A 14244-nucleotide genomic window follows, 5' to 3' on the forward strand; every position below is an offset into this window, starting at 1 on the left:
CAGCCGCCGCCAGAACGAGCGGGCCCCGGGGGCGGGGGCGGCCTGGACCGTCCCCGCCTCCTTGACCAACAGTGCTTCAGTCATGACAAGTGCTCGGCAACCGCGGTCACTTGACCGAGACCTGCGAGATGTCCAGGACGCCCGTCCAGTCGCTGATCACGACGTTCTTGATGTCCTTGCCGTACAGGCGCTTGTAGACGGGGTGGAACAGCGGCACCGTCAGGGCCTGCTCGCCGATCTTCCGGTCCAGGGCGCCCCAGCGTGCGGCCGCCGCGTCCAGGTCGGTCAGCTTGTTGATCTCGTCGATCTCCTTGTTGACCGCGGGGTCGTTCAGCTCGGCCGCGTTGTAGTTGCCCGAGCCCTCCTTGACGATCTGCCGACCGTCGAAGATCGGCGCGATGAACGGGCCGCCGGAGGGCCAGTCGGCGCCCCAGTGCGCGAGGAAGAGCCCGGGCGCGCTCTTCACGTTGTGGATCTTCTCGCTGTAGTCGTTGGACTCCAGGCCGTCCAGCTCGACCGTGAACCCGGCCTTCTGCAGCGCCTCTTGGAGCGCGGTGGCGATCTCGGGGCTGGTCTCGAAGTCCTTGTCGGTGGAGTGCGTGAGCTTGATCTTGAGACCGTCCTTGTGACCGGCCTCCTTGAGCAGCTCCTTGGCCTTCTCGGCGTCGCCCGTCTCACCTGCCGGGAAGTGGTCGTACTTCGTGTACCCGAAGGACTTCTGCGGCGGCAGGAAGGTGGTCGCGGGCTCGGCGAGCGAGGAGCCGCCGGCCGCGTTGATCACCGAGGAGCGGTTCACGGCGTACGAGATGGCCTGGCGCACCTTCGGGTCGTCGAAGGGCTTCGCCTTCGGGTTGAACGCCAGGTAGTTGACGTATCCGAAGTGCCCGGTGCCGACCCGCTCGGCCAGCTTCTTGTCGCCGCTGACCTTGGCGAGCTCGGCAGGACCGAGGTTGGTGTCGGTGGTGACCGCCGCGGCGTCCGCGCCCTGACTGGCCTGGAGGCGCTGGTTGATGACGGCGGAGTCGAGACCGGAGCGGACGTCGATCTTGTCCGGGTAGGCCTTGCGCTCCTCGTCGGTCTTCGGGTCCCAGTGCTTGTTGCGCTCAAGGACGAGGTGCTCGCCGTCGTTCTCGTTCTTGACGACCTTGTACGGGCCCGAGGAGACCGGGTGCTCCTCGTACTTGGTGCCCTTGTCCTTGGCCTTCGGGACCGGCGCGAACTGCGTCTGCGTCGCGAGGTAGGGGAACTCGCCCTCCGGCTTGTTCAGCTTGAAGACGATGGTGCGCTCGTCCGGGGTCTCGATCGAGTCGAGGCCCTTCTTCGACTTGTACGGGCCTTCGTACTTGTCGCCGCCGATCAGCCAGTCCCTCAAGTAGGGCGCGCCGCCGGACAGTTCGGCCGCGAAGGACCGCTCGATGCCGTACTTGATGTCGGCCGAGGTGATCGGCGTGCCGTCCTCGTACTTGAGGCCCTCCTTGAGGGTGTACGTCCAGACGGTGGCGTCCTTGTTGGGCTTGCCCAGGTCGGTCGCGAGGTCCGGCACGACCTCGGCGCCGGCCGCGCCGTCCTCGCGGTTGCGGGTGGTGAGCGTACGGAAGACCAGGCTCGGGACGTTGCCGCCGCCGGAGGTGTAGAGGCGGGCCGGGTCGAAGTCCTGCTGCGGGTTGGAGTTGAGGACGGTGAGCGTGCCGCCCTTCGCGGGCTTGCCGTCCGCACCCGAACCGCCGCCGTCCGATGAGTCCTCGGGCCCTGCGCAGGCGGCGAGGCCCGCGGCCAGGACGAGGCTGACGGACGCGCCGGCGACACGGCGGGATATGACGGATATGCGACTCATCGCAAGGAGACCTCTCGGGATCACGGAACGGGGCAGGAAGGCACAGCAGGTGCATCGGATTCCGCCCCGGCGCAGAGCAGCGCCAAGAACCCTTGAGGAAAGGTGAAGTGGTGGTCGTCACGGACCGGAAAGAGACCGTCGCGGACCGACGCACACGCCAGGGGCGGGTACGTCAGCGACAGTGGATGTCGGCGGCGCAGAGCGCGCTCACGCCGAACAGCGCCAGCTCAAGGGCGGCGCTCGCAGGGGCGTGACGGGTCGACATGGCGAGAAATATCCATGACCATCGCCGGGAAGTCAAAGCAATGAGACGGCGATCTCAGGATCCGGGACAGCCGTGATCAACTGTTGGGATACACCCAGGGGTTGGCCTTGCACTTGATGCCGTCGTGGTCCAGGAACTTCGTCTGCTGCTGCATGACCGGCGCGAGCCCGCCGTCCACGCTGCAGCTCACATGGTTGAACCCGAGCCGGTGACCGACCTCGTGGTTGATCAGCATCTGCCGGTACGCGAAGATCGCGTCACCATAGGTCTCGGCGCCCTGCGCCCAACGGTCGGCATTGATCATCACGCGGTTCGTGGCGGCCGAATCGCACGAGACGTTGTCCTGCGTCGTGTCGAGCCCGGACTTCGCACACCAGGTGGCCGTGGTCCCCCGGCTGGCCAGGGTGATGACGAAGTCGGCCTTGCCGCTGGAGACCCGCTCGAAGGTGCGCGCGCCCTTGTGCGCCCAACTCCGTTCATCGTTCAGGGTCTTCTGTACGGCTTCGGCGAACAGCGCGCCGTCCAGGCCGAGTCCCTTCTCGACATCCACCCGGTAGCGGAACTTCTGGCCGGTGCCCGGGGCCTTGTCGAGACCGCCGACCGCCTCGAACTCGCCGCTCGCCTGCTTCGGCGGCAGAGCGGCCCTCTTCGCCATCTTCTGCTCGTACGAGAGCGGCTGCTGCTCGGCGGGCGCCTGACGTGCGTCGGAGCGCGAGGCCTCGGAGGCGTCGCCCCGTTCGCCGCCCTTGGCGTCCGCGGCCTGCGTCTGCGGATCCTGCTCCCGCCCGTCGGCCACCTGACCGGCGACGACCACGGCGAGCACGGTGGTCACGGCGGCGGCCGCGATCCCGGTGAACGTCAGCCCCTTGGTCTTCTTCTGCGGCGGATCGGGCTGTACGGGGGCGGCGGGCGGCGCCTCGTCCTCGCTCAGCTCATGCCGGAAGTCGGTCACGGCGGCGTACGGGTCATGGGGCGGGCGACGCGCGGCTGGGTCGAAGAGATCCGGCTCGTCGGCGAGCGGATCGAGCCGGTCGAACGCGGAGACGTACTCACCGCGCGGACCGGGGATCCGGGGCTGCGGACCGGTCTGGGTGACGCGGGGCTGCGGACCCGTCTGAGTGACGCGAGGCTGAGGCCCGGTCTGGCTGAAGCGCGCCTGCGGACCGGTGTCCGATATCCGAGACTGAGGCCCGGTCTGGCCGATCCGAGGCTGAGGCCCGGTCTGGCCGATCCGAGGCTGCGGCCCCGTCTGACCGACGCGCGGCTGCGCCCCGGTCCCGGATATCGCGCCCCATCCGCCGCCGGTCTCCCGCTGCTGCGGATGCGGCCGGCCGGCCCCCGGCGGCGGCACCCGCGGGGTGCCGTGGGCCGGGGTCCCGTCGGGGCGTACCCGCGGAACTCCGTGCGGAGGTGTCATGGCGGGACGGGCCTGGGGCACACCGTACGGAGGCGTCATCGCCGGACGCGCCTGCGGCACACCACGCGGCGGGGTCAGGTCGGGCCGGCCCTGCGCCGGACCCGGCGGCGGCCCGGAACGGCGACGGCGTCCCTTGCCCTCAGGCACGGCAGAAGCCCCGGATCCACCGGGGACGACGGGTATCGCGCCCGTATCGCTGTCGCTCTTGCCGCCCTTGCGTGCGTGCCTGCCCACTCCCCGCCTCAGCTCTCCACCGTCAAGTCGCCTTGCGCGGCGAGCAGTTCACGTACCGCCGTGGCCACCACGTCCGGGTACTCCATCATCGCCACATGCCCCGCCTCTGGCAACGAAAGGAGACGGGAGCCACGGAAGGCACGCGCCGCTTTCTGCGCCATCCGGTACGAGACCAGCTGATCGCGTCCGCCGTAGACGAGCAGCGTCGGCGCGAGCACCCGCTCGGCCTGCCGCCACAGCCCGTGCTGGCCACCGAGGGTGTAGGCGTCGACGATGCCGCGTGCCGAGCGGGCCATCGCATCCCAGAAATAAGGGAGTTGGAGCCGCCGCTCCATCTCCTGCACCGCGTGCGCGAAACCCTCGGGCGTGACCATCTTCGGATCGCCGTAGCAGAGCGACATCACACCGCGCGTGCGCTGCTCGGGCGTCCAGTCCTTGGTCAGCCGCGCGAAAAGCTGCGCCACACCCGGCAGCGCCACCAGCGCGGTCGGCACCGCGGTGCGCTGCACCCGGATCTCCGGCAGCGCGGGAGAGACCAGCGTCAGGGTCCGTACGAGATCGGGGCGTACCGCCGCGACGCGGGTCGCGACCGCACCGCCCATCGAGTTGCCGAACAGGTGCACCGGACCGCGGCCGCTCGCGTCGAGCAGCCGGATGACGGCGCGGGCGTGCCCGGTCACCGAATAGTTGCCGTCGTCCGGCGGCGGCGAGTCGCCGAAGCCGGGCAGATCGACCGCCTCGCAGTCCAGGACGTCCTCGAGCAGCGGCATCAGCGCCGACCAGTTCTGCGAGGAACCACCGAGCCCGTGCACGAACAGCGCGGGCGCCAGACCCGCACGCACCGGCGGTCTCGAACGCACCGTGAGCGTCAGCCCCGGCAGGGACACCTGGCGCAGCTTCTCGCCCTCGGCGACCCGCACCGGCAGCGTTTTCGGGGTCACCGCGGCGGCGACGGCACCCGGAAGCTCGGTCGAAGACATACGGCGATGTTACGAGACGATCACGCGTTGGATCACGTGTTCGCGGTCACACGATCGCGTAGCGCCCCGAAACGGATCCTCCTACGCTCATGGAGGAAGGGCATACGCCCAGGAAGCATGGGCACACGCCCTGGCCCCTGACTTCTTATGAGAGAGGGAGCCAGTCATGACGGTCGACCCCACCGAGCCGGACACCTTCGAAGAGGACGACTCGCTCGCCCCGGAGGCGCCGGAGGCCGACGCCGCCGAACAGCACACCGAGCTGCGGCAGCAGGACGACGAGGCGGAACCGCGCTTCGATCCGTCCAACGCCGATGCCGCCGACGCCGTGGAGCAGTCGAGGGTGGTGAGCCAGGACGAGGACGACTACCGCTGACGGACTGATGTTCGCCGGCGGCCGCTTTGCCCTCGTATCCAGGCATTACGGGGCTTTCCACAGGGCTGGACACGCGTCCGGTCCATGAAATTCTGCCTCCGAGCCGCGCACACGACGGTTACCGAAAAGTACGATGACGAAGCGGCAGCACAACCGCACACGGAACAGCCATGTATGGGGAGGCGGCGTGACAGCCACCGAGCAGACCGAGGCCGCGGCCCGTCCGCGGGGCACCCGCCTGCCGCGCCGGGCCCGCCGCAATCAGCTTCTGGGCGCGGCCCAGGAAGTCTTCGTTGCGCAGGGATACCACGCGGCGGCGATGGACGATATCGCCGAGCGCGCGGGCGTCAGCAAGCCGGTGCTCTACCAGCACTTCCCCGGCAAGCTCGACCTCTATCTCGCCCTGCTCGACCAGCACTGCGAGTCGCTTCTGACGGCGGTGCAGGCGGCTCTGGAGTCCACCACGGACAACAAGCTGCGGGTCGCCGCGACGATGGACGCGTACTTCACGTACGTCCAGGACCAGGGCGGTGCGTTCCGCCTGGTCTTCGAGTCGGACCTCACCAATGAGCCGGCCGTACGCGAGCGCGTCGAGAAGGTCACGCTCGAGTGCGCCCAGGCGATCGCCGTGGTGATCGCGGAGGACACCGGTCTGTCCAAGGACGAGTCGATGCTGCTCGCCGTCGGCCTCGGCGGTTTCGCCCAGGTCGTGGCGCGCTACTGGCTGCACAGCGAGTCCAAGGTCGACCGCGACAAGGCCGTCGAGCTCCTCACCTCGCTGGCCTGGCGCGGTGTGGCGGGCTTCCCGCTGCACGGCACGGACCAGCACTAGGTCGCGTCCGGCGCCGTATTCCTCGCGGCTGTTCGCTGCGAGCGTGCACGGCGGCGCGCTGCCGAGTCCCCTCACCGGGCTAATGTGTGCTGCGTACGGCGCGGACGCCCGCGCACCACTGACCGTCGGAGGGACAAAGCCGTGGAGGTCAAGATCGGCGTGCAGCACGCGCCGCGCGAGATCGTTCTGGAGAGCGGCCAGACCGCCGCAGAGGTCGAGAAGGCGGTGTCGGAGGCGCTGAGCGGCAAGTCTCAGCTGCTCACTCTCGTGGACGACCACGGCCGCAAGGTCCTGGTGCCGGCCGAGCGGCTCGCGTATGTCGAGCTCGGTGAGCCGACCTCGCGCAAGGTGGGCTTCAGCGCCCTCTAGGCCGCGCCGCCGAAGATGAACAGGGCGGGCCCCGGAGATGAACTCTCCGGGGCCCGCCCTTTTGTCGCGCCCTTGCCGCCGGAGGCGTCAATTCACCTGCAGCGAAAGGAGGGTTGCATTCCGTGCGCCCCGGGTAGGACCGGCTGTGACCGATTTGCACCCTGGCCGCGGGAGGACCCATGTTTCTGGAAGCGCTCGCCTCCGTACTCCTCGGCCTGGCCCTCGCCCTGCTCGCGGGGTACCGGCTCGGACACCGGCTGCCGGCCCGCAATCTGGTCCTCGCGACCGGTGCGGCGGGCGCCTTGTTCGGCGCCTTCGTCACCCACTCCGCGCTCGGCCCCGGCCATGCGCTCCCGGTTCTGGGCGGTGCGGTGGTCGTCGCGGTGGCCCTGCTGTCGCTCCTGGTGCGGCCTGCGGGAAGGGGTAACTCGGCCCGGTCAGGGCGTTCCGCGCACGCCCTCTGAGACCGGGCCGAACCGGTAGGAACCTACGCGGCGAGCCCCGGAGCCGGCCCACCCGGCAATCCCGGAGCCGGCCTACCCGGCAATCCCGGAGCCGGCCTACGCGGCAAGACCCAGCGCCGCCATCCGCTTCGTGTGCGCCTCGGTGATCCGCGAGAACATCCGCCCCACCTCGGCCAGATCGAACCCGTCCGCGACCCCGCCCACAAGCATGGTGGACAGCGCGTCCCGGTCGGCCACGACCCGCTGCGACTGCGACAGGGCCTCGCCCATCAGGCGGCGGGCCCACAGCGCGAGACGTCCGCCCACGCGGTGATCCGCGTCGATCGCGGCCCGCACCTTCTCCACGGCGAAGGACGCGTGGCCCGTGTCGTCCAGGACGGCGAGCACCAGGCTGCGCGTGTCCGAGTCGAGCCGGGCCGCGACCTCCCGGTAGAAGTCCGATGCGATCGAGTCGCCGACGTACGCCTTGACCAGGCCCTCGAGCCAGTCCGACGGCGCCGTCTGCTTGTGGAAGCCGTCGAGCGCAGCCACGAACGGGTCCATCGCCTCGACCGGCTCCGCACCGATCGCCGAGAGCCGGTCCCGCAGCTGCTCGAAGTGGTGGAACTCGGCCGAGGCCATCTTCGCCAGCTCCGCCTTGTCGCCGAGCGTCGGCGCCAGCTTCGCGTCCTCCGCGAGGCGCTCGAAAGCGGCGAGCTCGCCGTACGCGAGCGCACCCAGGAGGTCGACGACCGCGGCGCGGTACTGCGGGTCCGCACTGGCCGTGGCCCAGTCCTGGGCTGCGATTCCGGTCGGCGACGGGGCTTCCGGGGTGTTGTCAGGCGTCTCCATGAACCGCACAATAGCCCGCCTGCCGGGCCTCGTAAGGCCCTGGTCATCGGCTGTGACCAGCGTGACGTGAGGAATTTGACAGACACGCCTGCAGGTACTCGGGGTACAGTGGTAATGCGCCCGCTGAGCCGTGGCCGGTTTTCCCCTGCGTACGAGACGTACGGAGAGTGGACCGACCGCCTCGACGGGCCATCCCGAATGAGGATGCCCGGTCGGTGGCCCGATCGGCTCCGACCCGACAGCCCTCAAATGACGTACATGGATGTACGTCCCAGAGGGGCCCCTCAGCGGCACGAGCGCTCGAGCGACGGCTGTGGTCCCGCGCCACCCGGCCTGCGCCAAGCGGCCGGAAGCTACCGGCTCGGCCACCGGCGGACTGCTTTTTTCGCAGGTCCCGCCCGGTCAGACCCCCAGCGTTCGCCTTGTGCCGCGTCTCACAGAAGAGGCAGCACCCTGAACACGCCTACGACTTTCCGAGAGCTCGGGATCCTTCCCGAGACCGCCGAGGCCCTTGAGGCCGTCGGTATCACCACCCCGTTCCCGATCCAGGAGATGACGCTCCCCGTAGCGCTCTCCGGCACCGATGTCATCGGCCAGGCCAAGACCGGCACGGGCAAGACGCTGGGCTTCGGCCTGCCGCTGCTCGAGCGCGTCACGGTCCCCGCCGATGTCGAGGCGGGCCGGGCCAAGCCCGAGGACCTCACCGAGGCGCCGCAGGCGCTCATCGTGGTCCCCACCCGAGAGCTGTGCACCCAGGTCACCAATGACCTGCTCACGGCCGGCAAGGTGCGCAATGTGCGCGTCCTCGCCATATATGGCGGCCGTGCCTACGAGCCGCAGGTCGAGGCCCTCAAGAAGGGCGTCGACGTGGTCGTCGGCACCCCGGGCCGGCTGCTCGACCTCGCCGGGCAGAAGAAGCTGAACCTCTCCAAGGTGAAGTGCCTGGTCCTCGACGAGGCCGACGAGATGCTCGACCTGGGCTTCCTGCCCGACGTCGAGAAGATCATCAACCTCCTTCCGGCCAAGCGTCAGACCATGCTGTTCTCGGCGACCATGCCGGGCGCCGTCATCGGCCTCGCGCGCCGCTACATGTCGCAGCCCACGCACATCCGCGCCACCGCGCCGGACGACGAGGGCCAGACCGTACGGAACACGGCGCAGTTCGTGTACCGCGCGCACTCCATGGACAAGCCGGAGATGATCTCCCGCATCCTGCAGGCCGAAGGCCGCGGGCTCGCGATGGTCTTCTGCCGTACGAAGCGCACGGCGGCCGACATCGCCGAGCAGCTCGAAAAGCGCGGCTTCGCCTCCGGCGCCGTCCACGGCGACCTGGGCCAGGGCGCGCGTGAGCAGGCCCTGCGCGCGTTCCGCAACGGCAAGGTCGACGTGCTCGTCTGCACCGATGTCGCCGCGCGCGGTATCGATGTCGAGGGCGTCACGCACGTCATCAACTACCAGTCGCCGGAGGAGGAGAAGACCTACCTCCACCGCATCGGCCGCACCGGCCGCGCGGGCGCCAAGGGCATCGCGATCACGCTGGTCGACTGGGACGACATCCCGCGCTGGCAGCTGATCAACAAGGCGCTCGAGCTGGACTTCAACGACCCGGTCGAGACGTACTCCTCGTCCCCGCACCTCTTCACCGACCTCAACATTCCCGAGGGCACGAAGGGTGTGCTGCCGCGCGCCGACCGCACGCGTGCGGGTCTGGACGCGGAGCAGCTCGAGGACCTGGGCGAGCCGGGCGGCCGTAACTCCCGCGGTTCCTCGCGTCGTGGTGGCCCCAAGGCCGCGACGGAGACCGAGGAGCGCCCGGCCCGCACGCGTACGCCGCGTCAGCGTCGCCGTACCCGTGGCGGTACGGCGGTGGACGGTACGGCCACGGAGGCTCCGGCCACCGAGACCGCCCCGGCCGCCGAGGCTCCCGCCGCCGAGTCCGCGGAGGGTGCGGCCAAGCCGCGCCGCCGTCGTACGCGGACGCGCAAGCCGGCCGGCGAGCAGTCGGAGAGCTGACCACTCACGCTGTCGTGGCCCGGTCCCCTGATGGGGACCGGGCCACGTTGCGTTCGGGGCTCAGGTCGAGCCGAGACCGGGCTGTACAAGGTGAGGCCGGGCCACACGTTGCGCGCACACGGGTGAGCCCTCGCCGCCCCGCCTTCGAGGGCTCCGCCCCAGACCCCCGGTGGTCATCCGGGGCGGTTAGCCTCGCTGCATGAGCAGGCCGCCCACCTTCATGCCACCCCCGTGCGCCCACGCCGCCGTCCTTCGCACCGCGCGCGGCGACTTCGCCGTCATCGACGCACGGCCGAGCGGCACCCCCAGAGGAACCGTCGTCCTGCTCCCCGGGTTCACCGGCAGCAAAGAGGACTTCATCGCGCTGCACGAGCCGCTGGCGGAGGCCGGGTACCGCAGCGTCGCCGTCGACGGGCGTGGGCAGTACGAGTCCGAGGGCCCGGGGGACGACCAAGCGCCGTACGCACAGGGCGAGTTGGCGCGTGACGTGCTCGCCCAGGTGGAGGCGCTGGCCGCCGGGCCCGTACATCTCGTGGGTCATTCGCTCGGCGGCCAGATCTCGCGCGCGGCCGTACTCCTGGACGCCTCGCCCTTCGCGTCCCTCACCCTGATGTCCTCGGGACCCGCGCAGATCTCCCCCTCGCAGCAACAGCGCGCCAAGCTGCTGCTCGACGCGCTGGCCGTGATGGACATGGCGCAGGTGTGGGAGGCGATCCAGGCCCTCGACGCCCCCGAGGAGACGGACACGGACGCCGAGCTGCGCGGCCGCTGGCTGCGCCACAGCCCGGCTCAACTCACCGCCACGGGGCGCCAGTTGCTGGCCGAACCCGACCGAGTGGCCGAACTCGCCGCCGTACCGCTGCCGATGCATGTGGTGTCCGGGGAGCGGGACGACACCTGGCCCGTGCCGCTGTTCGACGAGATGGCCCGGCGGCTCGGCGCCGAGCGGAGCGTCATCGCCGGGGCCGAGCACTCCCCCAACACCGATCAGCCGGCGCGCACGGCCGCCGCGCTCATCGCGTTCTGGGACGGGCTCCAAGAGCGCTGACAGGAGCGCCGACCGGCCGGCGTTCAGGGCTCCGGATGGTCCCGCTTCCAGCGCCAGGACCAGATCGCGGAGACCCGGTGGTCGTGTTCACTGACGCGCGGGACGGTCAGCGGGCCCAGGCTCTCGACCGCCTCGTCCGTCCGCGGGTCGTCGCGGAGCAGCAGCCCGTGGACGGCGTTGAGCCGTGAGTTGAGCTCACCCTCGTACACCAGGTCCGCGAGGGCGTCGGCGACGGCGGGTGTGCGGTCGGGGCAGGGTGCCGCGTACTCGGCGACGAAGGCGCGGACCTGCGGATCGGGATCCCGGAGCAGCGCCACGAGCGCGGCCGACACCTCGGTGCTGCCGTCGTGGGCGACGGCCAACCACCAGCCGGCCTGCGCCCGTACGGTGGGGTCCGCATCCCGCGCGAGAGCGAGCGAGGCGACCCGGGCGGCAGGACTGGCCGCGGCTCCCCCGTCGAGGAGCAGCGCGGGGACGCGGGCGCGCACGACAGCGGCGGGATGGTCCGCGTGCCCGAGGCCGATGTCTTCGAGTTCCCCGTGCTCCGTATCGCTCAGCACGTCGAGTACGGCGGCGAGCACCTCGGGATCGTCTTCGCCCTCGGCGACCCAGGCGGTGAGCAGTTCGGCTGCTTCCTTGTCGTAGGAGTTGCGCCGACTCCCTTGCGAGAACACGTACCAGCGCAGGACATCGACGACGAAACGGCGAGGCAGCGGATCCGGATCATGCCGGTATGCCGTCACCGCCGACCAGGTCTGCCTGCTGCGGCGCTCCCCGAGCACCCGGCGCGCGGCCGTCCACGTCACGTCGTCCGGATCGCCCGCCGACACGGCACGCGCCACCAGTTCGTCCACGGGCGTCAGGATGCGGAAGGTCCACTCGAGACCGGTCAGGATCGCCAGATGGCCGGCGCGGACCGTGTGGCCGGCGAGCGACAGCTGCGTCACGTGGTCGTACTCGTCCTCCACGACCTCGGCCCGCACGGGGTTCAACGCGCCGGTCCTGCGCCGCAGTTCGGCCTCGGCACCGCGCTCATGCCACGCCCTCGCCCGGCCGAGCAGCGACTCCCGTACGGGTGCGGGCAGCCGCAGCCCGGGATCGCGCCCCAGGGCGGCCTCCACCATCGCAGGCGAACCTGCGTCAACTGCCCTGAGCAGAGGGGTGGTTCCGTCCGGCAGCGCGACGTCCGGGTCCGCGCCGCCCTCGATCAGCGCTCTCGCCACGCCGAGGTCGTACGCGGCGACGGCCGCGCAGAGCACCGGCAGTCCGTCCTCGGTCAGCGTGTCCGGGTCGGCGCCGGACGCGAGGAGCGCCCGTACTGCCTCCTCGCGCCCACCCCGTACCGCCTCCACCAGCGCACTGTCGCTCAAGCCCCGCCCCCTGTCCCGTACCGCCCGTCGCGCGGGCCGTATCCCCGGATCAGTCCTCCCGGTCCGTCTCCTTGGAGACGACCTCACCGGTCTTCGCGTCGATGTCCAGCTCATGCTGTACGCGGCCGTCGGTGACCTCGACGTCCCACTTCGGGCGCTGTTCGGTGCCCTGGATCGAGATCTTGGAGACATAGCCGCCGCCGGCGTCCTTCAGCGCCTTGTCCGCCGCATCGTCCAGGGAGACGGACGCCGCGTCCAGCTTGGCGAGCGGGTACTTCAGGCGGTCGCGCTGATCGTCGGGGATCCGGTCCTCGTGCGTGCGGACGACCTCGCCGCTGGTCGCGTCGACCGTGACGTTGTGCACGCGCGGCTCGTCCGTGATCAGGTCGACCTCCCAGTCGCCGTCGTCGTCGTACTCGGCCTCGGTGACCTCGGCGTCGGGGACTTCCTTCTGCGCGGCCGCGATCGCGTCGTCGTACGTGACCTTCGGACCGTCCTGTGCCGCGGAGGCGTCACCGGCCGTGTCCGGCTCGTTGGCGGCGGAGGAAGCGGCGGACGCGGCGCTGCTCACGCGCTCGCGCGGTTCGTCCGCGTTCGAGTCGCTGTCCGACGAGCACGCGGCGACGGAGAGCACCAGCGCTCCGGACAGGGCACCCATCGCCCACAGCCTGCGGGTGCGGGTCATGGGGCGGCGGCTGCTGGTCATCAGGGACTCCCTCGCGTCGTATGGCTGTGTGCTGCCGACGGGGCGAAGCGCCGACTCCCATACGATCACATACGGACCTGAAGCCTGCCTGAAGAGGACAAACCGCCAGGTCGGACAGGTCCTCGGCGCGTGGTCTCAGACCTGCCCCTGCAGGTGGTCCCAGAAGCCGTCCCGCAGCGCGCGGCGCAGATCCGCCTGACCGCGCAGCGAGTACTGGAGCAGGCGCTCGGCCTCGACCAGGAGGTCCTGGTCGACCGGTCCCGGCAGATACGGATGGCCGGGCAGCAGCTCGACCATCGACTGGCGGCCGCGCGCACCCAGCCAGGTCGCGGCGATCTGCGCACCGACGAAGCGGACGTCCTCGCGGGCGGGCCGGGGCGCGGCCGGATCGTAGGCGGTGTCGGTGCGGCGGGCTACGTACGGCTTGACGAAGTCGAGCTCGAGCGTGCGCTGGCTGTCGACCTCCCACAGGAGGGGCTCGGCCTGATTGCGGCCGTCGGGCGCCTCGATGCCCCAGAGGTGGACGCGGGCGCCGTACCCCTGCGCGGCCTCGACCGCCGAGACCAGGTCCTCGTCGCCGCCGAGCAGCGCCGCGTCACTGATCGCGCGGTGCCGGGCGAGGGACTCCAGATCGCTGCGGATCAGCGAGTCGACGCCCTTCTGCTGGTTGTTCGCGTTCAGGTTCCCGAGGCGGACCTTGACGTCGGGCAGCTCGGCGATCGTCTGCTGCTCGGAGGTGTGGATACGGCGGCGCGCACCGTCGTACCAGTAGACCCGCAGGAGCCGGCTGTCCGCGAAGATCGTGCGGGCCTTGTCGATCAGCGCGTCGATCAGACCTTCCGCGTCGAGGTCGAACGAGCGGCGGTCCTCCGTACCGGCGACGAGCCGGCCGGCCGCGGCGTAGAGATAACCCGCATCCACGAAGATCGCGTGGGTAGAGGGAGTTTTGGAGACCTCGGCGAGCATGCGTTGCAGCAGCTCATTGGTGTGATCGATACGCGTCGACAGCACACCCAGCTCTTCTTGGTTCATAGGGCAGCCATTCTCCGGCCGGTTACGCTGCGAACACAACCCGTCTCGCTACTCGCAGGTAATTAGGCGAGGAAAAAATTTCCTTAGCGTAGGGAATGTTTGTAGGGTGCAAGCCGTTGGACCATACGTAACGCGCTGGGAGTCATCGCGACATCCAGCGCGAACAAACGCATAGTTCACTTAGTTCTCCTTCAGGAGGATCACCAGACGAAGGGAGAAGCCCTTGCGCTTCGAGATCATGCGCCTGGACGATGTCAACGGAACCGCCGTGGACAGCACCGTCGTAGACGCCGCCTCCGTCAACCGGATCGTGCAGCAGGCCGCCGCTACCGGCCAGCGCATCTATATCCGCCCGGCCACAGGCACGGCTTCGTAATGCCGTGCAGCTGCTCGCGTTGTTGATAAAGACGTAGACGTACGAGGCCCCCGCGCACTGATGCGCGGGGGCCTTTCGCGTGCCCGGATCCGTGGGC

14 protein-coding genes and 1 pseudogene are annotated in these 14244 nt (G+C 70.1%); 7 read left to right on the forward strand and 8 right to left on the reverse strand.

The window, feature by feature from the left end:
* Nucleotides 1-106: 106 nt before the first annotated feature.
* The 4 genes from ABT367_RS16855 to ABT367_RS16870 all read right to left on the reverse strand — a co-directional run bounded on the left by ABT367_RS16855 (nt 107) and on the right by ABT367_RS16870 (nt 4730).
* On the reverse strand, nt 107-1834 hold the full coding sequence (locus tag ABT367_RS16855) for an ABC transporter substrate-binding protein (protein WP_352253861.1): 1728 nt from the start codon (nt 1832-1834) through the stop codon (nt 107-109).
* A gap of 172 nt (nt 1835-2006) precedes the next feature.
* Nucleotides 2007-2099 (reverse strand): Ms4533A family Cys-rich leader peptide, encoded by a 93-nt coding sequence (locus ABT367_RS16860; protein WP_352253862.1) that lies wholly within the window; start codon nt 2097-2099, stop codon nt 2007-2009.
* Between the two features lie 76 nt (nt 2100-2175).
* Nucleotides 2176-3750: a DUF3152 domain-containing protein gene (locus ABT367_RS16865; RefSeq protein WP_352253863.1), complete on the reverse strand. Its 1575-nt coding sequence runs from the start codon at nt 3748-3750 to the stop codon at nt 2176-2178.
* An 8-nt stretch (nt 3751-3758) separates the two neighbouring features.
* Nucleotides 3759-4730, reverse strand: coding sequence for an alpha/beta fold hydrolase (locus ABT367_RS16870; protein WP_352253864.1), 972 nt, complete (start codon nt 4728-4730; stop codon nt 3759-3761).
* A gap of 166 nt (nt 4731-4896) precedes the next feature.
* Here ABT367_RS16870 and ABT367_RS16875 point away from each other — a divergent pair, with 166 nt between their 5' ends.
* The 4 genes from ABT367_RS16875 to ABT367_RS16890 all read left to right on the forward strand — a co-directional run bounded on the left by ABT367_RS16875 (nt 4897) and on the right by ABT367_RS16890 (nt 6771).
* Nucleotides 4897-5106 (forward strand): hypothetical protein, encoded by a 210-nt coding sequence (locus ABT367_RS16875; RefSeq protein ID WP_352253865.1) that lies wholly within the window; start codon nt 4897-4899, stop codon nt 5104-5106.
* A 187-nt stretch (nt 5107-5293) separates the two neighbouring features.
* Nucleotides 5294-5938, forward strand: coding sequence for a TetR/AcrR family transcriptional regulator (locus ABT367_RS16880; protein ID WP_165334504.1), 645 nt, complete (start codon nt 5294-5296; stop codon nt 5936-5938).
* A 141-nt stretch (nt 5939-6079) separates the two neighbouring features.
* On the forward strand, nt 6080-6307 hold the full coding sequence (locus ABT367_RS16885) for a DUF3107 domain-containing protein (RefSeq protein WP_328707897.1): 228 nt from the start codon (nt 6080-6082) through the stop codon (nt 6305-6307).
* A gap of 179 nt (nt 6308-6486) precedes the next feature.
* Nucleotides 6487-6771 (forward strand): hypothetical protein, encoded by a 285-nt coding sequence (locus ABT367_RS16890; protein ID WP_352253866.1) that lies wholly within the window; start codon nt 6487-6489, stop codon nt 6769-6771.
* Nucleotides 6772-6867: 96 nt separating this feature from the next.
* Here the strand turns inward: ABT367_RS16890 and ABT367_RS16895 are convergent, their stop codons facing one another.
* The gene (locus ABT367_RS16895; RefSeq protein WP_165334507.1) at nt 6868-7602 is read right to left on the reverse strand and encodes a ferritin-like fold-containing protein; all 735 of its coding nucleotides are present in this window, start codon (nt 7600-7602) and stop codon (nt 6868-6870) included.
* Between the two features lie 258 nt (nt 7603-7860).
* Between ABT367_RS16895 and ABT367_RS16900 the strand changes: the two are divergent.
* Nucleotides 7861-9595 (forward strand): annotated as a pseudogene (locus ABT367_RS16900) (DEAD/DEAH box helicase); the annotation flags it as partial.
* Between the two features lie 219 nt (nt 9596-9814).
* Nucleotides 9815-10663, forward strand: a complete 849-nt coding sequence (locus ABT367_RS16905) for an alpha/beta fold hydrolase (RefSeq protein ID WP_352253867.1) — start codon at nt 9815-9817, stop codon at nt 10661-10663.
* Nucleotides 10664-10686: 23 nt separating this feature from the next.
* Here ABT367_RS16905 and ABT367_RS16910 read toward each other — a convergent pair whose 3' ends face one another.
* The 3 genes from ABT367_RS16910 to ABT367_RS16920 all read right to left on the reverse strand — a co-directional run bounded on the left by ABT367_RS16910 (nt 10687) and on the right by ABT367_RS16920 (nt 13771).
* Nucleotides 10687-12033: a HEAT repeat domain-containing protein gene (locus tag ABT367_RS16910; protein ID WP_352253868.1), complete on the reverse strand. Its 1347-nt coding sequence runs from the start codon at nt 12031-12033 to the stop codon at nt 10687-10689.
* A gap of 49 nt (nt 12034-12082) precedes the next feature.
* A complete protein-coding gene (locus ABT367_RS16915) occupies nt 12083-12739 on the reverse strand; it encodes a PepSY domain-containing protein (RefSeq protein WP_352253869.1) in 657 nt (218 codons plus the stop codon).
* A gap of 135 nt (nt 12740-12874) precedes the next feature.
* Nucleotides 12875-13771, reverse strand: a complete 897-nt coding sequence (locus tag ABT367_RS16920) for an NYN domain-containing protein (RefSeq protein ID WP_352253870.1) — start codon at nt 13769-13771, stop codon at nt 12875-12877.
* A 223-nt stretch (nt 13772-13994) separates the two neighbouring features.
* Here ABT367_RS16920 and ABT367_RS16925 point away from each other — a divergent pair, with 223 nt between their 5' ends.
* Nucleotides 13995-14147 carry a hypothetical protein gene (locus ABT367_RS16925; RefSeq protein WP_165334512.1) on the forward strand — a complete coding sequence of 51 codons (153 nt, stop codon included), beginning with the start codon at nt 13995-13997 and terminating at the stop codon, nt 14145-14147.
* Nucleotides 14148-14244: the final 97 nt, after the last annotated feature.

This window comes from Streptomyces mesophilus (assembly GCF_040300965.1).
Lineage (GTDB): Bacteria > Actinomycetota > Actinomycetes > Streptomycetales > Streptomycetaceae > Streptomyces > Streptomyces mesophilus_A.

Coding starts and splice junctions, on each gene's coding strand:
- ABT367_RS16860 (WP_352253862.1), bottom strand. CDS start 2,099: ATGTCGACCCGTCACGCCCCTGCGAGCGCCGCCCTTGAGCTGGCGCTG.
- ABT367_RS16875 (WP_352253865.1), top strand. CDS start 4,897: ATGACGGTCGACCCCACCGAGCCGGACACCTTCGAAGAGGACGACTCG.
- ABT367_RS16895 (WP_165334507.1), bottom strand. CDS start 7,602: ATGGAGACGCCTGACAACACCCCGGAAGCCCCGTCGCCGACCGGAATC.
- ABT367_RS16855 (WP_352253861.1), bottom strand. CDS start 1,834: ATGAGTCGCATATCCGTCATATCCCGCCGTGTCGCCGGCGCGTCCGTC.
- ABT367_RS16905 (WP_352253867.1), top strand. CDS start 9,815: ATGAGCAGGCCGCCCACCTTCATGCCACCCCCGTGCGCCCACGCCGCC.
- ABT367_RS16915 (WP_352253869.1), bottom strand. CDS start 12,739: ATGACCAGCAGCCGCCGCCCCATGACCCGCACCCGCAGGCTGTGGGCG.
- ABT367_RS16870 (WP_352253864.1), bottom strand. CDS start 4,730: ATGTCTTCGACCGAGCTTCCGGGTGCCGTCGCCGCCGCGGTGACCCCG.
- ABT367_RS16920 (WP_352253870.1), bottom strand. CDS start 13,771: ATGAACCAAGAAGAGCTGGGTGTGCTGTCGACGCGTATCGATCACACC.
- ABT367_RS16890 (WP_352253866.1), top strand. CDS start 6,487: ATGTTTCTGGAAGCGCTCGCCTCCGTACTCCTCGGCCTGGCCCTCGCC.